This is a genomic window from Limnohabitans sp., assembly GCF_036804465.1.
Taxonomy (GTDB): Bacteria; Pseudomonadota; Gammaproteobacteria; order Burkholderiales; family Burkholderiaceae_C; genus Limnohabitans.
The window spans coordinates 121,574-143,592 of sequence record NZ_DAIRSK010000001.1; the positions used below are offsets into that span (position 1 = coordinate 121,574).

The 22,019-nt window shown below is 55.7% G+C and carries 21 protein-coding genes; 8 read left to right on the forward strand and 13 right to left on the reverse strand.

Annotation, left to right across the window (positions count from 1 at the left end; genetic code table 11):
• The first annotated feature begins 111 nt into the window (after window positions 1–111).
• Entirely contained in the window at window positions 112–621 is a 510-nt protein-coding gene (locus V7Q41_RS00585) for a hypothetical protein (protein WP_333841419.1), read from the forward strand.
• 30 nt (window positions 622–651) lie between these two features.
• Entirely contained in the window at window positions 652–1,470 is an 819-nt protein-coding gene (locus tag V7Q41_RS00590; RefSeq protein ID WP_333841422.1) for a PPK2 family polyphosphate kinase, read from the forward strand.
• 4 nt (window positions 1,471–1,474) lie between these two features.
• Here the strand turns inward: V7Q41_RS00590 and xdhC are convergent, their stop codons facing one another.
• The 4 genes from xdhC to uraH form a co-directional block, all read right to left on the reverse strand.
• Window positions 1,475–2,278, reverse strand: a complete 804-nt coding sequence (xdhC, locus tag V7Q41_RS00595; protein ID WP_333841424.1) for a xanthine dehydrogenase accessory protein XdhC — start codon at window positions 2,276–2,278, stop codon at window positions 1,475–1,477.
• Window positions 2,279–2,323: 45 nt separating this feature from the next.
• Window positions 2,324–4,699 (reverse strand): xanthine dehydrogenase molybdopterin binding subunit, encoded by a 2,376-nt coding sequence (xdhB, locus tag V7Q41_RS00600; protein WP_333841428.1) that lies wholly within the window; start codon window positions 4,697–4,699, stop codon window positions 2,324–2,326.
• The gene (xdhA, locus tag V7Q41_RS00605; protein ID WP_333841430.1) at window positions 4,700–6,172 is read right to left on the reverse strand and encodes a xanthine dehydrogenase small subunit; all 1,473 of its coding nucleotides are present in this window, start codon (window positions 6,170–6,172) and stop codon (window positions 4,700–4,702) included.
• A 93-nt stretch (window positions 6,173–6,265) separates the two neighbouring features.
• Window positions 6,266–6,622: a hydroxyisourate hydrolase gene (gene uraH, locus V7Q41_RS00610; protein WP_333841432.1), complete on the reverse strand. Its 357-nt coding sequence runs from the start codon at window positions 6,620–6,622 to the stop codon at window positions 6,266–6,268.
• A gap of 108 nt (window positions 6,623–6,730) precedes the next feature.
• Between uraH and V7Q41_RS00615 the strand changes: the two genes are divergently transcribed.
• From V7Q41_RS00615 to V7Q41_RS00630, 4 genes are read left to right on the forward strand one after another with little or no spacing between them, the layout of a single operon-like run.
• On the forward strand, window positions 6,731–7,399 hold the full coding sequence (locus V7Q41_RS00615; protein WP_333841434.1) for a GntR family transcriptional regulator: 669 nt from the start codon (window positions 6,731–6,733) through the stop codon (window positions 7,397–7,399).
• 54 nt (window positions 7,400–7,453) lie between these two features.
• On the forward strand, window positions 7,454–8,431 hold the full coding sequence (puuE, locus tag V7Q41_RS00620) for an allantoinase PuuE (protein ID WP_333841436.1): 978 nt from the start codon (window positions 7,454–7,456) through the stop codon (window positions 8,429–8,431).
• Window positions 8,432–8,447: 16 nt separating this feature from the next.
• Entirely contained in the window at window positions 8,448–10,238 is a 1,791-nt protein-coding gene (gene uraD, locus V7Q41_RS00625; protein ID WP_333841439.1) for a 2-oxo-4-hydroxy-4-carboxy-5-ureidoimidazoline decarboxylase, read from the forward strand.
• A gap of 33 nt (window positions 10,239–10,271) precedes the next feature.
• On the forward strand, window positions 10,272–11,522 hold the full coding sequence (locus V7Q41_RS00630) for a M20 family metallopeptidase (RefSeq protein WP_333841441.1): 1,251 nt from the start codon (window positions 10,272–10,274) through the stop codon (window positions 11,520–11,522).
• Here the strand turns inward: V7Q41_RS00630 and V7Q41_RS00635 are convergent.
• The 6 genes from V7Q41_RS00635 to V7Q41_RS00660 are packed head-to-tail and all read right to left on the reverse strand — an operon-like array spanning window position 11,505 to window position 16,286.
• Entirely contained in the window at window positions 11,505–11,672 is a 168-nt protein-coding gene (locus V7Q41_RS00635; RefSeq protein ID WP_333841444.1) for a GntR family transcriptional regulator, read from the reverse strand. The two genes, V7Q41_RS00630 and V7Q41_RS00635, sit on opposite strands and share 18 nt — an antisense overlap.
• 30 nt (window positions 11,673–11,702) lie before the next feature.
• Window positions 11,703–12,437, reverse strand: a complete 735-nt coding sequence (locus V7Q41_RS00640) for an ABC transporter ATP-binding protein (RefSeq protein WP_333841447.1) — start codon at window positions 12,435–12,437, stop codon at window positions 11,703–11,705.
• Window positions 12,434–13,222, reverse strand: a complete 789-nt coding sequence (locus V7Q41_RS00645) for an ABC transporter ATP-binding protein (protein ID WP_333841450.1) — start codon at window positions 13,220–13,222, stop codon at window positions 12,434–12,436. Before V7Q41_RS00645 ends, V7Q41_RS00640 begins: the two co-directional genes overlap by 4 nt.
• Window positions 13,219–14,148, reverse strand: coding sequence for a branched-chain amino acid ABC transporter permease (locus V7Q41_RS00650; protein WP_333841453.1), 930 nt, complete (start codon window positions 14,146–14,148; stop codon window positions 13,219–13,221). The genes V7Q41_RS00645 and V7Q41_RS00650 overlap by 4 nt, the downstream gene beginning before the upstream one ends.
• A 13-nt stretch (window positions 14,149–14,161) precedes the next feature.
• Entirely contained in the window at window positions 14,162–15,037 is an 876-nt protein-coding gene (locus V7Q41_RS00655) for a branched-chain amino acid ABC transporter permease (RefSeq protein ID WP_333841456.1), read from the reverse strand.
• A 58-nt stretch (window positions 15,038–15,095) separates the two neighbouring features.
• Window positions 15,096–16,286 (reverse strand): ABC transporter substrate-binding protein, encoded by a 1,191-nt coding sequence (locus V7Q41_RS00660; protein ID WP_333841459.1) that lies wholly within the window; start codon window positions 16,284–16,286, stop codon window positions 15,096–15,098.
• Between the two features lie 230 nt (window positions 16,287–16,516).
• On the opposite strand from V7Q41_RS00660, the gene V7Q41_RS00665 reads away from it, so the two are divergent.
• A complete protein-coding gene (locus tag V7Q41_RS00665) occupies window positions 16,517–17,248 on the forward strand; it encodes an aspartate/glutamate racemase family protein (RefSeq protein WP_333841462.1) in 732 nt (243 codons plus the stop codon).
• 139 nt (window positions 17,249–17,387) lie between these two features.
• On the opposite strand, the gene glxR is transcribed toward V7Q41_RS00665, so the two are convergent.
• The 3 genes from glxR to gcl are packed head-to-tail and all read right to left on the reverse strand — an operon-like array spanning window position 17,388 to window position 20,906.
• Complete coding sequence (gene glxR, locus V7Q41_RS00670; RefSeq protein WP_333841465.1) at window positions 17,388–18,290, reverse strand: 2-hydroxy-3-oxopropionate reductase; 903 nt, start codon at window positions 18,288–18,290, stop codon at window positions 17,388–17,390.
• A gap of 12 nt (window positions 18,291–18,302) precedes the next feature.
• The gene (gene hyi, locus V7Q41_RS00675; protein ID WP_333841467.1) at window positions 18,303–19,082 is read right to left on the reverse strand and encodes a hydroxypyruvate isomerase; all 780 of its coding nucleotides are present in this window, start codon (window positions 19,080–19,082) and stop codon (window positions 18,303–18,305) included.
• Between the two features lie 24 nt (window positions 19,083–19,106).
• Complete coding sequence (gene gcl / locus V7Q41_RS00680) at window positions 19,107–20,906, reverse strand: glyoxylate carboligase (protein WP_333841469.1); 1,800 nt, start codon at window positions 20,904–20,906, stop codon at window positions 19,107–19,109.
• A 110-nt stretch (window positions 20,907–21,016) separates the two neighbouring features.
• Between gcl and V7Q41_RS00685 the strand changes: the two genes are divergently transcribed.
• Window positions 21,017–21,928, forward strand: a complete 912-nt coding sequence (locus V7Q41_RS00685) for a LysR family transcriptional regulator (protein WP_333841471.1) — start codon at window positions 21,017–21,019, stop codon at window positions 21,926–21,928.
• Window positions 21,929–22,019: the final 91 nt, after the last annotated feature.

Below are 22,019 nucleotides of genomic sequence, written 5' to 3' on the forward strand. Positions count from 1 at the left end.
GGTCGCGAACAAGGGCTGAGGTTGCCCTGCTCCGCTGCGACAGGTGAAATAAGTGTATACAATTTTTCTCGACAAGAAAATATCTCTTTAAAAATGTCTGGGGGCAGATCGATGAAAAGCCACGACTCATGTATCCACCACGCGGCAGTGCGTTCACTGGTTTGTCGTTTTTTTTGGCTCGCTGCGCTTTTGGGTGCCAGCACCAGCTGGGCCGATCCTGTGTGGCATTGCTCTCGTCAAGGCGCCTCTTTGAATGCAAATGCCATCAGCCAAGATGACCAATTTTTCATTGCCTCCATGAGCAACCCACAGGAAGTCATTGGTGTGTCGATTCGCGACTTGATGGACGTGTACTCAGGCGTTCCTGTCAAAGTTGGCGGCCAAGTACTTTCCGCATGTTTCAGATCAGCCAACGACGCCGACACCGCACCTGCACTGAAAGCCCTCGGACTACAGGCTTCAGCCATTCAAGCTTTGGCGCGCAAAAGCAACATTGTTCAAAGCCATTTGTATGTGGTGGCCGATGAATCAAGCATGCAAAGCTGCATTGGCAAACACTTTCCCGCAGTCGGCTATCTCTCCAAACCCACTGAAACAAAACACCTGATGCCTTGCTTTTAAAACGGGGCTTGAGGTGCCTACACTCAAACAATGGAACTCAAAGACTTTTCACCATGGCGCGTCAAACCCAAGGGCGATTTCAAACTCAATGACATCGACACCTTGCCCGAAGCCAAAGATTTGCCCACCGAACAAGATTGGAAAAACAATCTCAAGAAACTAGGCGACAAGCTCAACAAGCTGCAAGGCACTTTGCATGCTGGCAAGCACAAAGGTTTGCTGCTGATCTTCCAAGGCATGGACACCTCAGGCAAAGACGGCGTGATTCGCAGTGTGTTCACCCACATCAGCCCCTTGGGTGTGCGTGCCGAAGCATTTGGTGCGCCGAGTGATTTAGAAAAGAGCCACGACTTTTTATGGCGCATCCACCAAAAAACACCGGCCTTGGGCGAGATGGTGATTTTCAATCGCAGCCACTATGAAGACGTGTTGGTCACGCGGGTTCGTGGCTGGGTGAGCAAAGCCACCTGCGAAGAGCGCTACGAACACATTAAAAACTTTGAATCGATGTTGCATGACGAGGGAATCACTCTCCTCAAATGCTATTTGCACATCTCCAAAGCAGAGCAAAAAAAACGCTTGCAATCTCGCTTGGACGATCCACTCAAGCACTGGAAGCTGCAAGCTAGCGACTTCGAAGACCGCAAACTTTGGCACATGTTTGCCGAGTCCTACCAAGATGCACTCTCGGCCACCAGCACCTCCGATGCACCTTGGTACGTCGTGCCCGCCGACTCCAAGCCCTACCGGGATTTGTTTGTGGCGAGCTTGCTGGTGCAAACCCTGGAAAACATGAAGCTCAAATTACCCAAGCCTTCGTTTGACCTCTCGCAAGCCAAACTCGAATGAATCTTCAAGCCCGCAACTGCAAAAGCTGCGCCGCCACGGATACCGCAATGACTTCAGGCTCTTTGCCCTTGATGCCACTGAGGCCGATGGGGCAAGTGATGAGGGTTAACTCTTGGGCAGTAAAGCCCTTGGCCTCCAAGCGATGTTGAAACGTGGCCCACTTGGTTTTGCTCCCAATAAGGCCCACAAATTTCAAATCGCCATGCAAACGCTGTCGCTTGAGACAGGCGGCCACCACGTCTAAATCTTCGGCGTGGCTAAAACTCATGATGAGCACGCTTGCACCAGAGGGCAAATCGTCCACGGCTGCATGCACCGGGTCGGAGTGCTCGCACACCACATTGGGGGCGAGTTGTTCGGGAAAGATTTCGTCGCGGCTGTCTACCCACTGAACACAGTATGGCAAGGTGCTGAGCACATTCACCAAAGCGTGGCCGACATGCCCGCCGCCAAACAGTGCAAGCGGTTGGCCATTGCCCAGCAAACGATGTTTGAGGGTAGGCGCCTGAGCGTCGCTGATGCGCTCAAACTTTAGATCCACCACCCCGCCGCAACACTGGCCCAGCGCGGGACCTAGGGGGTAGCGGGTGGTGAGCGCTTTGTGTTCGTCCGCCAACCATGCACGCGCTTCTTTGATGGCCTGAAATTCCAAATGTCCGCCACCAATGGTATTGACCAGCGTGTGAGGAAACACCGCCATCCAAGCCCCTACTTCGCGCGGGCCAGAGCCTTGCACGCGCTCGACCGACACCAACACGCCATCTGCGAGTTGGAGCTGGTTCAATAGCTCAGCAGTTTGGCGTGGCACGAAGGCTGTAGCGAGAGAGGCAATGACAGCAAAATGGCACAGCGCTTAGGCCTTGGCCACTTGCACTTGCGCTTTCGCTTTCGCAGCTTCACACGCCATCAAAATGCGCTCAGGCGTGGCTGGTGCGTCCATACGCACCACCACCTGATGGTCAGCGCTGGCGGCCACAGCATCGCGCAAGGCGAAGAAGGCAGACAGTCCCAACATCAACGGTGGCTCGCCCGTGGCCTTGCTGTTGAAAGGCGTAGGCTTGTGGTTTTGGTTGTCAAACAAACTCACCTGAAAGTGCTCTGGAATATCACCCGCCACAGGAATTTTGTAGGTGCTGGGGCCGTGTGTCAGCAGCTTGCCTTTCTTGTCCCAAATGCACTCTTCCATGGTGAGCCAGCCCATACCCTGAACATAAGCGCCTTCGATCTGACCTTTGTCAATGGCGGGGTTGATGCTGCGCCCCACGTCGTGCACGATGTCTACGGCTTTGAGCCACCATTCGCCGGTGCGGGTGTCAATTTCTACTTCGCTCACGGCCGCGCCGTAGCAGTAGTAATAAAACGCACGGCCGTTCAGGGTGGTGAAGTCGTATTTGATTTCGGGCGTCATGTAGAAACCCGTGACGGAGAGGCCCACGCGGTCCAGCCAAGCTTGCTTGGTCACATCGGCCCATTTGACCGATTGGCCGCCACCATGCAGCGCGTTGTTGGCAAACGTCACATCAGCTTCAGCGCAACCCAACATGCGCGCGGCCACAGGCTTCAAACGCTCACGCATTTGCATGGTCGCGTTCATGATGGCCGCGCCATTGATGTCGGCACCGCTCGACGCCGAAGTGGCCGACGCGTTGGGCACTTTTTGCGAGTCGGTGGCAGTGATGCGCACTTTGTCCACGCTGATGCCAAGTCCATCGGCACAGACCTGTGCCATCTTGGTGTTCAGGCCCTGGCCCATTTCGGTGCCGCCGTGGTTGCAACTGACCGAGCCGTCCATGTAAATCACCAGCAACGCGCCGCCTTGGTTCAGATGCGTGGCGGTGAAGCTGATACCGAACTTCAAGGGTACCAAAGCCAAACCACGCTTGCGGGTTTTGCTTTGTGAGTTGAAGGCTTGCACCGCTTGGCGGCGCTCGGCATATTTGGATTCCTGCTCGACCTGATCGATCACTTGGTCGCCCACCCAGTCTTCGATGAGCTGGTTGTATTGGGTGGTCATGGTGTCAGGCGTGCCGCTGATGGCGGGGTCTTTGTAGAGGTTGAGCTTGCGCACTTCCAAGGGGTCTTTGCCCAATGTCATCGCAATCTCATCCATCACGGTTTCAATGCCAAACATGCCTTGTGGGCCACCAAAACCTCGAAACGCGGTGGCACTTTGCGTGTTGGTTTTGCAGCGGTGACTGACCAGCTTGAGTGTGGGCAGGTGGTAGGTGTTGTCGATGTGCAGGCAAGCGCGGTCGTTGACGGGGCCGGAGTAATCGGTGCTGTAGCCGCAGCGCGACATCAGCGTGATGTCTGCGCCTAAGACGCGGCCGTTGTCGTCAAAACCCACTTCGTAGTCGATGCGGAAATCGTGACGCTTGCCGGTGATGGTCATGTCATCGTCGCGGTTGACGCGCAGCTTGACCGGCTTTTGTAACTTGAACGCAGCCAACGCAGCACTCTGGCTGAAGATGCTGGCGTTGCCTTCTTTGCCACCAAAACCACCCCCCATGCGGCGGCAAATCACCTCCACATCATTGGTATGAAGGTTCAGGGCGTGTGCGGCTTCACGTTGGTTGCCGTCGGGGTGCTGGGTTGAAACATACAGCGTGAGCTGGCCGTCTTCCTTGGGCACGGCGTAGGTGATCTGGCCTTCCAAGTAAAACTGCTCTTGTTGGCCGGTGCGGGTCGTGCCCTTGATGGTGTGGGGTGCGTTGGCAATGGCTGCGCCAGCGTCGCCACGGGTGATGCCCTTGGGCGGCATGATGAAGCTGCCCGCGGCCATCGCGTCTTCCACCGTCAAGATGGGCGTGAGTTCTTTCACCAACACCTGGGCTTTGTGGGCAGCTTCGCGGGCATACAGCATGTCGCGCGCCACCACCACGGCCACGGCTTGGCCGATGAACTCGACCTTGCCAGCAGCCAAGAACGGATCGTCGTGCACGATGGGGCCGCAGTTGTTTTCGCCAGGGATGTCTTTGGCGGTGTAGACCGCCACCACACCGTGCTCTCGCAAGATGGCTTCGCGGTCAATGCCGTCACCAATCAGCTCACCATGCGCCACGGGCGACAAGATGAGCGCAGCATACAAAGTGCCCGCGTGCTCGGGAATGTCGTCGATGTAGGTGGCTGAGCCCGTGACATGAAGGTGCGCAGATTCGTGCACCAGCTCTTTGCCCTGCTGAACACCTGATACAGGCAACAGGTTTTTGAGTGCGGTCGGAGCGTTCATTCAAGCCACCTCTTTCTGTTCTTCGATGAATTCCAAGGCCAAGTTGCGCGCCACCAGTGCGCGATACGCCCATGTGGCACGCAGGCCGTCACGGGCAGTAAAGCTGGCCGCAATGGCGGCGTCCAGTTCGGCCGCTTTCACCTCTGCGGGGAACTTGCCCTCCAGCACGGCTTCGAGTTGGGGTGCACGGCAGGGCGAGGGTGCCAGGCCGTTGTAGGCCAGTTTCACACCACTCAATTTGCCATCTTTGAGCGTGTAGCTGATGGCTGCGCAGGTCGCCGAAATGTCTTGCTCAAACCGCTTGCTGACTTTGTGAGCGCGAAACACCTGACCGGCCAAGGGCTTGGGCAACGCCACTGCTTCAATGAACTCACCCGCTTCGAGCACGTTTTTCTTCATGCCCGTGTAGAAGTTGTCGAGCAACACATGGCGGGTCTTATCGCCTCGGCGCAGCAGCAGTGTGGCACCCAGCGCCATCAGGCAAGGCATGGTGTCACCAATCGGCGAGCCATTGGCGATGTTGCCGGCCAGCGTGGCTGTCGATCGAATGGGCGGCGAGCCAAAGCGGCGCAGCACTTCGGCAAAGTCGGGGTAGGCAGGGGCGACCAACGCCTCGACTTGCGTCAACGACACCGCTGCGCCAATGCGCCAAGCCTTGTCGGTCTCTTTGACCTGACGCAGCTCGGCCACATTACCCAAATACATGATGTGGTCAGGGCGGGCGAACTGTTTGTTCACTTGCAAACCAATTTCGGTACTTCCCGCAAGCAAGGTCGTGCTTGGGTGTTTAACCAAGTAGTCTGCCACCTCTGCCAAGGTGGCTGGCGAGACAAACTCGTTGCCCTTCTTGGTACGAACCACGGGCTGCACGATGATGTCGCCGTCTAGGCTTAGGGTGGGTGTGCTGGCACGCTTGATTTCTTTGAGCAGCGGCAAGTCGGCGCTGTCGTCTAATTTCAGAGCTGATTTTTTTTCGCAAGCCTTGGCAGCGGCCTGGATGATGGGCGCGTAGCCGGTGCAGCGGCACAAGTTGCCGCTCAGGGCGTCGGTGATGTCTTGGCGCACGGGCGCGGTGTTGGTTTGCACCATGTTGACCAAGCTCATCACAATGCCAGGGGTGCAAAAGCCGCACTGCGAGCCGTGGCACTTGACCATCTCTTCTTGCACGGGATGCAGGGTACCGTCGGCCTTTTTCAAGCTCTCGACCGTCTTGATGGATTTGCCATCGAGCGAAGGTAACAACTGAATGCAAGCATTGGTGGCCACATAGTCCACACCCGTGCCTGCGGCGTTGAGCTCACCCACCATCACCACGCAGGCGCCACAGTCGCCCTCGGCGCAACCCTCTTTGGTGCCTGTGCGGTGGAGCTGCTCGCGCAGGTAATCAAGAACGGTGGTGGTGCGACGCGCACCTTGGGCTTCGACGATCTGGCCGTCGAGCACAAAGCGCACGGTGTTGGTGACTTGGGTCATGGTGTGGGATGTAGAGATCTGAGTAATAACTCAGATTTTAATGACATGCACCCCATTCATGCAGCAGGTATGCCGCTGCGTCTACAAAAATACTCAAGACCCTCGGTATGTCGAGTAACTCCAAGGGCTGACCAAGAGCGGAACGTGGTAGTGCTGATCCGTGTGCGCCACGCCAAAGTCCAAGCTGACGAGGTTCAAAAAATTGGGCTCAGGCAACTGCACATGTTTTGAAGCGAAGTAGCCCTTCACATCAAACACCAAACGGTAGGTGCCGCGTTGAAGGCTGTCATTGTCGTAAAGCGGGCCATCTGGGTTGCGGCCATCGTGGTTCAAAGTGAACGACTTGACCAAATTGGCTTGGCCGTCCTCGGTGGTGGTGAACAACGACACTTTCATGCCGGCTGCGGGGCCGCCGTGCATGGTGTCTAAAACGTGCGTACTCAATCCCATGAGGTGCTCCGAAAATTGGTTAGCGACCGATTTGGTCTACAGAAAGTGTATACAATTTTTAAGCAAGGGCCTATGATGGTGCCCAAGTCATTCAGCCGGAGACCCAACATGGACAGCTCAACCGCCACCCGCAGCATTGTGGACGCTCTCACCAAGGCCATTGTGGAGCACCGTCTGCACCCGGGCACCAAATTGGCCGAGCAAAAACTGGCCGATCACTTCGGTGTGTCTCGCACCCTGATTCGTCAAGCACTGTTTCAACTCGTGCAAAAGCGCCTCATCCGTATGGAGCCCGCGCGAGGCGCTTTTGTGGCCACACCCTCGTGCGACGAAGCGCGACAAGTGTTTGCCGTTCGACGAATGGTGGAAGCTGAGATGACGCGCAACTTTGTGCGCCACGTCACCCCCGCACAAATCAAAGCCCTCAAAGACCACGTGGCTGAGGAAAAAGCCGCCGTTCAGCGCGGTGATGTGGCTGGACGCACCGATTTGTTGGGCGACTTTCATGTGCGCATGGCCGAGTTGATGGGCAACGAGGTTCTGGCTGAGATTTTGAGCGAGTTGATTTCGAGGTGCGCACTCATCACCCTGATGTACCAAAGCACCAATGCCGCCGCACACTCGGCAGAGGAACACGCCGAAATTTTGAAAGCCATCGCCGCCAAAAACGAAGACTTAGCAGTCCAGCTGATGCACGACCACTTGTGCCACGTGGAAGAGGGTTTGGCACTCGACCGCAAAGTGCCGAGCAACGACATTGCCATGGCGCTGGCCTGAGCGCCAGAGCTAGGCCGCTGATCCTTCGCGCTCTCACTTACAGGAAGACCCCGCATGTCTAACCCCCCTTACGACAGCACCGCGACTTACCCACGCGACTTGGTTGGCTACGGCCGCCAAGTGCCGCATGCGCAATGGCCCAATCAAGCACGAATTGCTGTGCAGTTTGTGCTGAACTACGAAGAAGGCGGCGAAAACGCCACCTTGCATGGCGACGCCGGCAGCGAGATGTTTTTGAGCGAGATGTTCAACCCGCCCAGTTTTCCCGACCGTCACCTGAGCATGGAAGGCATTTACGAATACGGCTCACGCGTGGGCGTTTGGCGCATCTTGCGCGAATTTGAAAAGCGAGGCCTGCCCCTGACCGTCTTTGGCGTGAGCATGGCGCTAGAGCGTCACCCCGAACTCACCACCGCATTTGTCGAGTTGGGCCATGAAATTGCCTGTCACGGCTACCGCTGGATCAGCTACCAAACCACCGACGAAGCCACCGAGCGTGCGCATATGCACACAGGCATCGAGATCATCGAACGCCTGACCCACACCACACACGGCAACAGCATTCACGGGGCTGGCTGGTACACCGGCCGCGACAGCCCCAACACCCGCCGCCTCGTGGCAGACTTTGGCGGCTTTGAATACGACAGCGACTACTACGGCGAGGACCTCCCTTTTTGGATGAAGGTCAAAAAAACCAACGGAGAAGTGGTGCCTCAACTCGTCGTGCCCTACACGCTGGACTGCAACGACATGCGCTTTGCCCTGCCCCAAGGCTTTAGCCAAGCGGACGACTTCTTTGTGTATTTGCGCGACAGCTTTGATGCGCTGTATGCCGAGGGCGACCCAGACGGTGACAACGCGCCCAAGATGATGAGCATCGGCATGCACTGTCGCTTGCTCGGCAAGCCCGGCCGCATTGTGGCCCTGCAAAAGTTTTTTGACCACATAGCCAAACACGACCGCGTGTGGGTGGCGCGGCGCATCGACATCGCGCGCCATTGGAAGCAAACGCATCCTTACAGCGGCAACTAAACAGCAGGACATTGTCATGAACACCATCACGCTGAATCAAATCAACACCCTGCCCCGCGCTGAGGCTGCGGCCTTGCTCGCAGGCTTGTACGAACACTCGGACTGGATTGCCGAGCAAGCACTGAACGCCCGCCCCTTTGCATCGGCTGGCGCACTCAAGCACGCCATGGTGAAGGTGCTGGCAACAGCAGGCCACGAAGCCCAACTCGCTCTGGTACGCGCCCACCCCGAGTTAGCAGGCAAAGCAATGGTGAGCAAAAGCCTCACCGCTGAATCGACCAACGAACAAACCAAAGCTGGCTTGACCCATTGCACGCCAGATGAGCTTGCGCACATCCAGCAGCTCAACGCCAGCTACAACGACAAGTTTGGTTTTCCCTTTATCTTGGCTGTTCGTGGGCCTCGCGGCACGGGCTTGAACAAGCAGCAGATCATCAGCACCTTTGAGCGCCGACTGCACAACCACCCCGACTACGAACTGGCCGAGTGCTTGCGCAACATCCACCGCATCGTAGAGATTCGCTTGAACGACAAGCTAGCTTACGAACCCACGCTGGGCCACGAGGTGTGGGACTGGCACGAATGGCTGGCCCAGTTCAGCGATGCGAGCGTGGTCAACAAACACCACCCCCATGCGGCGCGCGAAGAACTCACCGTGACTTATCTGACCGACGCCCACCGCCAATGCGCCCGCACAATTGAGCTGGGCATGAAGGCCTGTGGCTTTGACGAGGTGAGCATGGATGCCGTGGGCAATGTGGTTGGCATCTACAAAGCAGCATCTCATAGCGCTAAAACTTTGATGACCGGCTCCCACTATGACACGGTGCGCAACGGCGGCAAATACGACGGCCGCTTAGGCATCTTCGTGCCCATGGCCTGCGTGCGCGAGCTGGTCCGTGCGGGCAAACGCTTGCCCTTTCACCTTGAAGTGGTGGCCTTTGCCGAAGAAGAAGGCCAACGCTACAAAGCGACCTTCCTGGGCTCCGGTGCATTGGTAGGGGACTTCAAACAAGAGTGGCTCGACCAAAAAGATGCGGACGGCATCACCATGCGCCAAGCCATGCAGCAAGCAGGTTTGAATATCCACGACATCCCCAAAATCACTCGCAACGCGGCTGAGTACCTGGGCTTTGTGGAAGTGCACATCGAGCAAGGCCCCGTGCTCAACGAGCTGGACATTCCTTTGGGCGTCGTCACCTCCATCAACGGGAGCGTGCGCTTTGTGGGCACAGTGATCGGCATGGCCAGCCATGCAGGCACCACGCCCATGGACCGCCGCCGCGATGCCGCCACAGCGGTCGCCGAACTGGCCTTGTATCTAGAACAACGCGCTGCCCAACAACCCAACTTGGTAGGCACCATCGGCATGCTCACCGTGCCCAATGGTTCTATCAATGTGGTGCCCGGCCGCTGCCAATTCAGTCTTGATCTGCGGGCCACCACCAATGAATTGCGCGATCGTCTGATGCACGATGTGCTGCTCGAGCTCCAAGCCATTTGCCTTCGCCGTGGACTGCACTTCAAGCTCGAAGAAACCATGCGCGCCAGTGCCGCACCAAGCGATGCCAAGCTACAAGTCAAGTGGGAACAGGCTGTTCAGTCACTTGGCTTACCCATATGTCACTTGCCCAGCGGCGCGGGCCACGATGCGATGAAGTTGCACGAGCGCATGCCTCAAGCGATGCTGTTTGTACGCGGTCAAAACGCTGGCATTAGCCACAACCCACTTGAATCCACCACCAGCGACGACATGCAACTTGCCATCGACGCCTTCATGCACCTGCTGCACAACTTGCAAGCCTAAGCCACTCCCTTTAAGACAATCTGAGACACCACCATGAGCCACACCCAATACGCCCAACTCGACGCTTGGATCGACGCCCACTTTGACGAACAAGTGCGCTTCTTGCAAGCATTGGTTCAAGTCCCCACCGACACTCCGCCAGGCAACAACACCCCTCACGCCGAGCGCACCGCCGAACTGCTTCACACTTTTGGCTACTTGGCTGAAAAACATGAGGTGCCTGCAGACGAGGTGAAAGCTTATGGCCTTGAGAGCATCACCAACCTCATCGTGCGACGCAAGTTTGGTGACGGCGGCAAAACCATCGCGCTCAACGCCCACGGTGATGTGGTCCCGCCCGGCGACGAATGGACACACAAGCCCTATGGCGGCGAGATAGAAAACGGCGCCATGTATGGCCGCGCCACTGCAGTGAGCAAGAGTGATTTCTCGACCTTCACGTTTGCCACACGCGCACTCGAGTCATTAGGCCTGCCTTTGAAAGGTGGCATTGAACTGCACTTCACCTACGACGAAGAGTTTGGCGGAGAAAAAGGCCCAGGTTGGTTGTTGTCTCAAGGCCTGACCCAACCCGACCTCATGATTGCTGCAGGCTTTAGCTACCATGTTGTCACCGCCCACAACGGGTGCCTACAAATGGAAGTGAGCGTGAACGGCGAAATGGCCCACGCAGCCATCCCCGACAGCGGCACCGATGCGCTGCAAGGCGCGGTTCATATCTTGAACGCCTTGCACGCGCTCAACGCGGATTACTTGCACATCAGCTCCAAAGTAAAAGGCATCTCACACCCGTATTTGAATGTGGGCCAAATCAGCGGTGGCACCAACACCAACGTGCTCCCTGGCAAAGTCGTATTCAAACTCGATCGCCGCATGATCCCCGAGGAAAATCCTGTCGAAGTCGAAGCATCCATTCGCCAAACCATTCAAGATGCCGCCGCCTCGTTCAACCCACCCAGGGGTGGCAAGCTGCTCAAAATCGATATCAAACGCATCTTGCTGGCTAAGTCTATGGTTCCGCTGGCGGGCAACAAACCCTTGGTTGATGCCATTCAAAAACATGGCGAACACGTGTTTGGTGAACCCATCCCCGCAGTGGGGACACCGCTGTACACCGATGTGCGCTTGTATGTGGAGCGCGGCATTCCAGGTGTGATTTACGGCGCAGGCCCGCGCACCGTGCGCGAGTCCAACGCCAAACGCGCAGACGAGCATGTGCAACTCGAAGACGTGCGCCGAGCGACTAAGGTCGTTGCAAGGACCCTGCTAGATCTGTTGAATTAAAGACACACCTGCACTGACCCGGGTGCGACTGACGTGCAGCGCTTGAGCGAGTTTTTCCTCGCTCAACTTGATGCCTGGCAAGAGCCGCTGATCACTGATCGCGTTATAAATGCGTTCGTAGATGTCTTGATTGCTCAGCTTCATACGCATCCACCTTCAGCGCTCGGCTGGCAAACACCATCACCCACCCAGATAAAGGCTTTTGATCCGCTCATTGTCTATCAACCCCTTGGATGGGCCCTCCAGTGCAATTCGGCCTGTTTCCAGCACATAGGCATAACTTGAAAGCGCCAGTGCCATGCGGCAGTTTTGCTCCACCAGCACGATGGTGATGCCATCGTTGCGGTTGATTTCCACCAAACTTCGCGCAATCAACCGAATGATCTGAGGCGCTATGCCCAGTGATGGCTCATCGAGTAAAAGAAGCTTGGGTTTGGCCATCAGAGCCCGCCCGATAGCCACCATCTGCTGCTCCCCACCGGACAAGCTAGAGCCTTGTTGATGAAACCGCTCCTTGAGGCGAGGAAAACGCTCACAGACCGCGTCGAGATCATGTGCAATTGCGGCATGGTCGCGACGTGTGTAAGCACCCATGAGTAAATTGTCCTTGATGCTCATGTAGGGAAAAACATGACGTCCTTCAGGCACCATGGCAACGCCTTGACCGACCAGTTTGTGTGCAGGCTCCTGCACGCTGGTTGAGTTGATCACCTGGCCGTTCAGGTGCACCTCGCCTTCAACCACCTTGCACAAGCCTGTAATCGCCCGCAGAGTGGAGGACTTGCCAGCGCCGTTGGCACCGATCAGTGCAACGATGTCGCCTACAGGCACCTTGAGGTTGACTTTTTCCAGCGCACGCACCTCGTCATAACGAAGGGACACACCACTCAATTCCAAATGGGGGATTGCACTCACAAGCCGATCTCCTCGTCTTCTTGCCCCAGATAGGCTTCGATCACCTGGGGGTTGTTGCGAATTTCGGCAGGTGTGCCTTCCGCAATTTTTTTACCGAAATACAGCACATGAATGCGATCAGAGATCGCCATCACAGCCTTCATGTCGTGCTCAACCAGCAACACCGATACGCCCCCAGCGGCGACCTTGCGCGTGATCGCCACAGCGCGATTCGTCTCCTCGGGATTCAGACCGGCATAGGGCTCATCCAGCAACAGCACCTGTGGACGCGTTGCCAAGCCCATGGCCATGCCCAGCAAACGCAGCAAACCCTGGGGCAAATGACGCGCTTGGGTGTCCGCCACCGCGCTCAACTCCATCAAGGCCAAAATCTCTCGGGCGCTGGCACCCAAGGTTTGCTCGTCTTGGATGGCGCGCGGCAATCCCAAAACAACCTCTAAGTCGCTCGCATTGCGGTGCAATTGATGCGCCAACGAGACATGCTCCATCGCGGTCAAATCCGGAAAGATCGTCGTCTCTTGAAATGTTCGAACCAATCCCAACTGCGCAATGCGGTGTGGCGCCAAACCGGTGATGTCTTGCCCGTGAAGCAAAATCTGTCCGGATGTGGGCTTGAGAAAGCCCGATAACATTTTGAATAAAGTACTCTTTCCAGCGCCGTTCGGTCCAATCACAGAGACGACTTGTCCGATGGGGGCATCGATGCGCAGGCTGACGTCTTCGTTGGCCGTCAGACCACCGAAACGTTTGGTGATGTTGCGCGCTTCAAGAATGGGTTGCCTCATGCTTTGGCCTCCTTGTTGCGCTGAAAGTTCAGGGCGATCAGACCATTGGGCAGCAGCAAAATCACAACGATCATCAACATGCCGTATATCAAGGTCTGGTACTGTTGGAATTCACTGAGAAGTTCAAACAAGATGGTCAGCGCAAACGCTCCCACAATGGCACCGCTCACAAACTCCAAGCCGCCAAGGAAACAAAAGAGCATGTAGTAGATGCTGTGCTCCACCGAAAAGCTTTGTGGGTAAATGCTTTGCGTAAAGACCGCAAAATACGCCCCTCCTAACCCTCCCAATCCGCAAGCCACAGCGAAAGCCATCACTCGGTAACGCCACACATGGGTACCAAAACTCTCTGCCAAATCTTCGTTCAAGCGCATGGCCCGAAAGATGCGGCCAATGCGCGAGTAGTGAATGCGCCAAGTCAGCGCGAACCCCAGCACCAGCAAAGCCAGCGCAAGGTAGTACAAGCCGATCGCAGAGTCGCCGAAGGGCTGAGGCAAGCCAGTGATGCCCTTGGAGCCTTGCGTCCAATCACCTCCGTTGAGAAAAGCCAGCCGAATTGCCTCGGTCAGCGAGATGGTCAGCATAGAGAAATAGATGCCTTTGAGCTTGAGAATGAAACTGCCAATCAACATGCCAATCAAGGCAGCCACCAAGGCCGACAGGGGCAAAGCCAACCAATAGCTCAAACCAAAGCGCGACAAAAATATCGCCGTGGCATAGCCGCCAATCAAGGCAAATCCTGCTTGGCAAATGTTGATGCGCCCAATGGTGAAGGTCAACCAAACGCCAAAGGCAATGACCGACAAACCCATGCAGTTCATGAGCACAGACAGCAAATAGCGTGATTCACCCACCACAGCGGGCAGCACAAGCAGCAACAACATGAGGGCGAGGCCAACCACCAAGTCTCGTTTTTTTATATTCACTTCATTACTCCCATCAGCCCCAAGGCTTGCCAAACAGACCATTGGGCTTGAACACCAGGAACACAATCATTCCGATAAAAATCAACAGGTAAGTCAGGCTACCGGGCAGCAAGTCGTAACCGATGGCTTCGGCAAAACCCAACAACACACCGCCAACGATGGCGCCCGAAGTCACGCCTGCACCGCCGATCATGATCATGATGAAAGCCTTGGTGGAGATGTTGGTGCCTACGCCCGAATTCACGCCATAGACGGTGACCAGCAACGCGCCCGCCAAACCCGCCAATGCCGCGCCAATGGCAAAGCCCAATGTGGTGGTGGCTTTCACATCAACACCTTGCAGCCTTGCCGCCTCCTTGTCCTGCGCCACAGCCCGCAAGGCCCGGCCCGGTCGGGTGTACTGAACAAACAGCAACAGCGCCAAAATGAACGCCATCGACAGCACGGTCACCATGGCATTGGGATACGTCAAAATCGCCCCGCCCTCGGTGATGTCTCCATAAATAAAGGCGCCATCCACCACTGGCGGCACGCCGCGCTGTTTTTCACCAAAAAAGGTCAATGCAAGGTTTTCCAGCAACAAGGCGGTACCCACTGCCATCAGCATGGAGTTTTCTTCACGCTTGGCATTGGCCAGCACCGGTTGAAAGAAGATTTGGTTGAACAACACCCCGATCAGTCCGAGCAACACGGCCGCACACATCAAAGCAAACCAGAAGGGCATTGCGAATTGGCCATAGACGTAATAGACGATGAACGCGCCCACCATGTACATCTGGCCGTGCGCGAAGTTCACCACACGCATGATGCTAAAGACCATCGTCAGTCCCAGTGCAATGAGCGCATACACCGAACCCAGCACCATGCCGTTTATGAGCACTTGAAGCATGCAGGTTTCCTAAAAAATTAAAAAACCCTGCGCTGTCTTGCGCAGGGCCACCAAACGATCAGTTTTTGATCGTGCCTACAAACAGGGTTTTGAATTCCTTGCCATCAAATTCATTGACCACCAAGGGAACACCCACTTGGCTACGACGACCGAAATCGGCGTTGCCCGTGAATTCCAGTTTGGTCGAACCCCCTTTGACGAAGGGGTTGGTCATAGAGAAGGTCTGCATTTCCTTTTGGAAGGCAGCCACGTCGTTCAAAGCCGCAGGATTTTTCTTCATGACAGCCAAGATCAACTCCAATGCATAAGCTTTGGTACCCGCCTCATCGTTCCATTCGCCCACACGTTTTTTGTAGGCCGCAATGAACTCTTTCATGTAGTCCGACTGGATTTCAGGGGTGGAGGCGCCGCCCACACTCATGAAGCCCTTGGCTTTGTCACCCGCCACCTGCGCCAAGATTTTGGAATCCTGCGCTGTTTCAGTTGAGATCGTTCCCTTGAAGCCAAGGTCTCGCGCGGCCTTGTTCAACAAAGGCGCATCCGCAGGGGCAACACCCGACAACACGATGTGATCGGGTTTGACCTTGATGACTTTGGTCATCACCGGCATAAAGTCTTTGGTACCAGGCTCGTAACTGTCGCTGGTAGCCACAACATTCAGACCCAATTTTTTGGCTGCTTCAACCCCTTCCGACTGTTGATTTTTAGCGTCCGACTCGTTGCGCGCCAAGAAAGCGATGCGCTTGACGCCTTTTGTGGTTTTCAGGTGTTCGTACACGATCGGGCCAACCTGGTAACTGGCCACCATGCCAAGCACCGAAGCATGAGCTGGCGCCTTGTACAACTCCTTGGCAAAAGCATAAGGAAAGTGCAGCGCTTTGGCCCTCTCCATCACCGGCTTGACCGCCAATGCGGTGGTATCGACGTTGGGACCAATGATGAATTTGATGCCTTGGCTGGTGAGTTTTTCAGCGTTGGTCACCGAAATTTTGGGATCGTTCTTGTCATCGAGCGAGATCACCTCGATCTTGTACTTTTTACCCCCGATGTCCACGCCGCCCTTGGCGTTGTACATATCGGCAGTGGTTTCAGCGCAATATTTGTTGACCAAGCCCCAGGACGCCGCTTCGCCCGACATGACGCCATTCACACCAATCTTTAAAACCTCTTGCGCCTGAGCAACGCCCACCAGCACCCAAGGTGCCAAGGCAGTCACCAGACTTGCACGGATCAAGCTTCTTTTGTTCATTGAACTTTCCTTCCAAATTGAAAAAGTGAGCGCCTCAGCGCGGTTTGACAAAACCCATCCATTTCTCATGCACTCAGCACACTGAAATGGATCACACCAAAATGATTTGATTCAGCGACTTCCAAGCACATGGTGCACAGTAACTAATATTTTTGATTTCAAAAATTGGTGTAAATACTCATTATTTAATTATTTTTTATCTACAATTTTTGATTTAAATTGCATGCACTATGAAAATCAAAGTCATCAACCCCAACACCAGCTGGTCCATGACGCAAACCATTGGAGAGGCGGCCCGCAGTGTCTGTGCGCCCGATGTGCAAATCATTGCCGTCAGCCCCGACCATGGGCCAGCATCCATTGAAGGCCACTACGACGAGGCAATGGCCTGCTTGGGCCTGATGGAAGAAATTCGCAAAGGCGAATCGCAAGGGGTAGATGCCTATGTCATTGCCTGCTTCGGCGATCCTGGACTGGATGCGGCACGCGAAATTGCGCGAGGTCCTGTCATTGGCGTTGCAGAAGCTGCCATGCGAACAGCCTGCTACCTGGCCACTGGTTTTTCAGTGGTCACCACACTCACGCGCACATTGGTGATTGCTGAGCATTTGGTAAATAAGTACGGTGTTCGCAGCCATTGCCGCCGTGTCAGGGCATGCGACATTGCCGTACTCGAATTGGAAGACCCCAACAGCCATGCTTATGCAAGCATCTTGCGCGAATGCCAGCAAGCCTTGCTCGAAGACGGCAGTGGTGCCATCGTGCTCGGCTGCGCAGGCATGGCTGATCTATATGAGCGACTGCAGTTGCAGTTGGGGGTTCCCGTCATTGACGGTGTGGCAGCAGCAACAGCGACAGCGCAAGGCCTGATTCGCGCCGGCCTGTCCACCAGCAAACTCGGTGACTATGCGAAACCACTCGCCAAGAACTACAAGGGCATGGTTGCCGCATGGGCGCCTTGAAACTCAGTTTCAATTTTGCGCGTTGATCAGCCTGGCCCGAAAGTCAACACACCCTCACGCACAGATTCGATGTGTGCCGAGGGCAAAAAAGCCTGAAGCATGAAGAAGGCATGGGTGTTGATGGCGACGGCATCTAGACTCATGCTTTTTGACCGATTTCAAAGTTGGACATTTTCTCGAGCGCGCGAACCATGGCCGAGTGGTCCCACGATTTGCCGCCATGGGCAGCGCAAGAATTAAAGAGTTCTTGGGCGGTGGCCGTGTTGGGCAACGCCACGCCAAGGGCTCTTGCGCTTGACAGTGCCAAGTTCAAGTCTTTCTGGTGCAACTCGATGCGAAAACCCGGATCAAACGTGCGATGGATCATGCGCTCGCCATGGACTTCAAGAATCTTGCTCGAGGCGAAGCCACCCATCAGGGCTTGACGCACCTTGGCAGGGTCAGCCCCGGCTTTGGCGGCAAACAACAGTGCCTCAGAAACCGCCTCGATGTTCAGAGCCACGATGATTTGGTTAGCCACTTTGGCAGTCTGACCATCGCCCACCTCACCCACCAGGGTGATGTTCTTGCCCATGGCCTCAAACAAGGGCTTGACCGTGTCGAACACCTCTTGTTTGCCACCCACCATGATGGACAAGCTTGCGTTCTTGGCACCGACCTCACCACCCGAGACCGGTGCGTCCAAGTACTCGCCACCTTTGGCGCGAATTTTGGCGGCGAACTCTTTGGTGGCAATCGGTGAAATGGAGCTCATGTCCACCACGATTTTTCCGGGCGTCAAGCCCTCTGCCACCCCGTTGGGACCAAAAAGCACCTCTTGCACCTGCGGTGTATCGGGGACCATGAGAAAGATGATGTCTGCACGCTCGGCTACATCTTTGTTGTTGGTGCACAAAGTGACCCCACCCTGCTTCAAGAGTTCTGGCGTTTGGCCGCGCGAATGGGTCAAGAGCTTGTAGCCAGATTTCATGAGATTGAGCGCCATGGGCGCTCCCATGATGCCTAGGCCAATAAACCCAATTTTCTTTGCTGTTTGAGTCATTGCATTTCTCCATTAAGTGGTGAGCGTTTGTATCCAAGCCAGCCCGTCTTCGGTCTTGGCTGCAGGTTTGTACTCACAGCCAATCCAGCCTGCATAGCCAATGGCGTCGAGGTGTTTGAACAGGTATCGGTAGTTGAGTTCACCCGTACCAGGTTCATGGCGTCCAGGGTTATCTGCCAACTGCACATGGCCAATGTGGGCCAGCTGTTGCGCCAAAGTTGCCGCAATCTCGCCTTCCATGCGCTGCATGTGATAGATGTCGTACTGCAGCAGCAGGTTGTCGGACCCTACCGCCTCTCTGAGTGCCAAAGCCTGAGCCGTGTGGTTCAAATAAAAGCCGGGAATATCAAAGGTATTGATCGCTTCAATCAACAGACGAATGCCGTGCTTTTCGAGCTCATGCGCAGCAAAGCGAAGGTTCTCGATCACCGTCTGGTCTATTTGTTGTTGGCTTACACCCTCCGGCACTTTGCCAATCAGGCAATTGAGTTGCATGACGCCAAGTTCACGGGCGTAGGCAATGGCGAGAAGCACGCCTTCGCGAAATTCATCTGTGCGCAGGGGGTGGCAGGCGATTCCTCGCTCGCCAGCCTCCCAATCGCCAGCGGGCAGGTTGTGGAGCACCAGCTGCAATTGGTGCTTTTCAAGCAAGCTTTTGATTTCGGCGGCAGGCCACGCATAAGGAAACAAGAACTCCACAGCGTTGAAACCCGCTTGCGCGGCTGCTTCAAAACGGTCCAAAAATGGGCGCTCAGTGAACAGCATGGTCAGATTTGCTGCAAATTTAGGCATCTCAGGCACTCCCTTTGATCGGTCTTAATCCAACATGGCTGCTGCCATGGAGGTCGGAGCATCGGAGATGCCGTTGGCCAATTCTTCAAACTCGGTCACGTTGTCAATTTCAGTGCCCATGGCAATGTTGGTGACACGCTCCAAGATGATTTCGATCACAACAGGCACCCTGTACTCAGCCATCCAAAAACGGGCTTGCGCAATGGCGGGGACAATTTCTTCTTGCTGCATCACACGAATCGCTTTGCAGCCCAGACCTTCGACCACCTTCACATGGTCCACGCCATAGCCTTGGGCAGCAGGCTCGTGCATGTTGGCGTTGATGTTGTTAAAGCCCAGTTGCACGCAGTAATCCATCGAAAATCCACGCTGAGATTGTCGAATCAGTCCCAAGTAGCTGTTGTTGACCAAAATATGGATGTAGGGAAGATTGAACTGCGCGCCTGCAGCCAATTCTTCGATCATGAATTGGAAGTCGTAGTCACCTGACAGCGCCACAATTTCTCGCTGGGGATCTGCCGCGCGTGCCCCCAAGGCCGCAGGAATGGTCCATCCCAATGGGCCGGCCTGACCACAGTTGATCCAGTGCCGTGGGTGATAGACGTGTAGAAACTGGGCGCCTGCGATTTGACTCAAACCGATGGTCGAGACGTAGGTGGTGTCCCGCCCAAAGGCTTGGTTCATGCACTGGTAAACAAATTGCGGCTTCATGGGCGCACTGGCGAAGTTGGTCTTGCGCAAGTACTGCGGAGAGGATTTGCGGTCTTGGCATGACCGAACCCATGCAGACCAGTCTGGTAGGGCTTTTTTCTCTTTGAATTCACGCGCGACTTGAACAAACAGTTGCAGCGCGGCTTTGGCATCGGAGACGATGCCGTAATCGGGCGCAAACACACGACCGATCTGGGTCGGCTCAATGTCCACATGGATGAATCGACGGCCCTTGCAATACACATCGGTCGAACCAGTGTGGCGGTTGGCCCAGCGGTTACCGATGCCCAGCACAAAATCGCTGGCCAGCATGGTGGCGTTGCCATAGCGGTGACTGGTTTGTAAGCCGCACATGCCCGCCATCAAGGGGTGGTCATCGGCCATGCTGCCCCAGCCCATGAGCGTGGGAATCACGGGGATTTCAAGGATTTCTGCGAATTCAACCAACAGCTCGCTCGCATCCGCATTGATGACGCCTCCGCCCGCCACGATCAATGGGCGCTCGCTGCTGCAAAGCATGGCGATGGCCTTTTCAATCTGCTTTCGGCTGGCGGCAGGTTTGTAGACCGGCAGCGGTTCGTAGGTGTCTGCATCAAATTCGATTTCTGTCTGCATCACATCAAAAGGCAGATCAATCAACACAGGGCCGGGTCGACCAGAACGCATCAGATGAAACGCCTGCTGAAAAGCACCCGGCACTTGGGCGGCTTCCATCACGGTGGTGGCCCACTTGGTGACGGGTTTCGCAATAGAGGCGATATCAACCGCCTGAAAATCTTCCTTGTGCAAGCGGGCCCGAGGGGCTTGACCGGTGATGCACAGAATCGGAATGGAATCAGCTTGGGCTGAGTACAGGCCCGTGATCATGTCGGTTCCGGCGGGTCCCGAAGTGCCAATGCACACGCCGATGTTGCCCGCCTTCGCACGTGTGTAGCCTTCAGCCATGTGGGATGCACCTTCGACATGGCGCGCCAAAATATGCCCGATGGTTCCGCGCTCCCTGAGCTGGGCATAAAGCGGGTTGATCGCTGCGCCTGGCACACCAAACGATTGTGTGACGCCTTCTTTTTCCATCACCAGAACGGCGGCCATTGCGGCCTTCATTTTTGCCATGATCAAGCTCCTCAGGTTGGGGGTTTCAAGGTTGGCGATGGTGCAACAGCCACCAACGATTTGGAATGCATGTATTGATCATGATGCTTATTCCATGGTGGAATATGGGCATGGAACGCATACAAGAAATCAGACTCTTCATCCGCGTCGTTGACCTCGGCTCATTCAGCAAAGCGGCAAGCGAAGCGGGCATTGGTCAACCTGCTGCGACCAAGCAAATCAATCGCATGGAACAACGCCTCGGTGCACGCCTGCTGCATCGGACAACTCACGGCGTGAGTCCGACCGAAATTGGCTTGCTGTATTACGAAAAATGCAAACTGATTTGCCACCATGTCGAAGAGGCAGAGTCTGTGGGGACACTTTTGCAAACGCAGGCACTAGGGTCCATCCGTATCAGCTCATCTGTGGCTTTTGGTCGCCGCGTCATGGCTCCGCTGATTTTGCAATTCATGAAGATCAATCCACATTTGCAAATTGAGCTCCATTGCGATGACCGTTATGTCAATCTGGTGGAGCAAGGCGTCGATGTCGCTATACGCTTGGGCAAACTCGCCGACTCCACGTTGGGGGCCGCTTATCTGGGGGTCAATCCGTGGGTCTTGGTGGCATCTCCGGCCTACCTCAAAGAACATGCCCGACCCAAAAAGCCTCGTGATTTGAGCGCGCATGACGCCCTGATCTACAGCTCTGTTCAGGGCGATGAACGATGGCAGTTGACAGGCAGCGATGGCAAATTGGCCAGCATTGCCGTGCGCGGTCGCCTGCGCTCGAACAACCTGTCCATGCTGCTGGTTGCAGCTCGCCATGGTTTTGGTATCGCGGCTTTGCCTGAGTATGTTGCGCACAAGTCCCTAGAAACCAAGGCCGTGGTCAACCTCTTGGAGGGCTGGCGACTTCCGCAGCAAGAAGTGCACGCCGTTTTCCCCTCACCCAGGTTGGTGCCCGCCAAGGTCAAACTTTTTATCAGCTGGTTGCAAGGGCAATTTGGCCCTGAGTGGTGGAAAAACATGGAAGGCTGACCCATTGGATGGTGGTGTGCGCGGACTCAAGCCCCATCCAGCCCAAGCGAAACATGGCCCCCAGAACCTCAACGCTAGGGTTTGTCCCGAA

Bases quoted from the DNA above. Each gene is read 5' to 3' on its own strand.
- V7Q41_RS00585 (WP_333841419.1), top strand. From the start codon at position 112: ATGAAAAGCCACGACTCATGTATCCACCACGCGGCAGTGCGTTCACTG.
- V7Q41_RS00590 (WP_333841422.1), top strand. From the start codon at position 652: ATGGAACTCAAAGACTTTTCACCATGGCGCGTCAAACCCAAGGGCGAT.
- xdhB (WP_333841428.1), bottom strand. From the start codon at position 4,699: ATGAACGCTCCGACCGCACTCAAAAACCTGTTGCCTGTATCAGGTGTT.
- xdhA (WP_333841430.1), bottom strand. From the start codon at position 6,172: ATGACCCAAGTCACCAACACCGTGCGCTTTGTGCTCGACGGCCAGATC.
- uraH (WP_333841432.1), bottom strand. From the start codon at position 6,622: ATGGGATTGAGTACGCACGTTTTAGACACCATGCACGGCGGCCCCGCA.
- V7Q41_RS00615 (WP_333841434.1), top strand. From the start codon at position 6,731: ATGGACAGCTCAACCGCCACCCGCAGCATTGTGGACGCTCTCACCAAG.
- puuE (WP_333841436.1), top strand. From the start codon at position 7,454: ATGTCTAACCCCCCTTACGACAGCACCGCGACTTACCCACGCGACTTG.
- uraD (WP_333841439.1), top strand. From the start codon at position 8,448: ATGAACACCATCACGCTGAATCAAATCAACACCCTGCCCCGCGCTGAG.
- V7Q41_RS00630 (WP_333841441.1), top strand. From the start codon at position 10,272: ATGAGCCACACCCAATACGCCCAACTCGACGCTTGGATCGACGCCCAC.
- V7Q41_RS00635 (WP_333841444.1), bottom strand. From the start codon at position 11,672: ATGCGTATGAAGCTGAGCAATCAAGACATCTACGAACGCATTTATAAC.
- V7Q41_RS00645 (WP_333841450.1), bottom strand. From the start codon at position 13,222: ATGAGGCAACCCATTCTTGAAGCGCGCAACATCACCAAACGTTTCGGT.
- V7Q41_RS00655 (WP_333841456.1), bottom strand. From the start codon at position 15,037: ATGCTTCAAGTGCTCATAAACGGCATGGTGCTGGGTTCGGTGTATGCG.
- V7Q41_RS00660 (WP_333841459.1), bottom strand. From the start codon at position 16,286: ATGAACAAAAGAAGCTTGATCCGTGCAAGTCTGGTGACTGCCTTGGCA.
- V7Q41_RS00665 (WP_333841462.1), top strand. From the start codon at position 16,517: ATGAAAATCAAAGTCATCAACCCCAACACCAGCTGGTCCATGACGCAA.
- glxR (WP_333841465.1), bottom strand. From the start codon at position 18,290: ATGACTCAAACAGCAAAGAAAATTGGGTTTATTGGCCTAGGCATCATG.
- hyi (WP_333841467.1), bottom strand. From the start codon at position 19,082: ATGCCTAAATTTGCAGCAAATCTGACCATGCTGTTCACTGAGCGCCCA.
- gcl (WP_333841469.1), bottom strand. From the start codon at position 20,906: ATGGCAAAAATGAAGGCCGCAATGGCCGCCGTTCTGGTGATGGAAAAA.
- V7Q41_RS00685 (WP_333841471.1), top strand. From the start codon at position 21,017: ATGGAACGCATACAAGAAATCAGACTCTTCATCCGCGTCGTTGACCTC.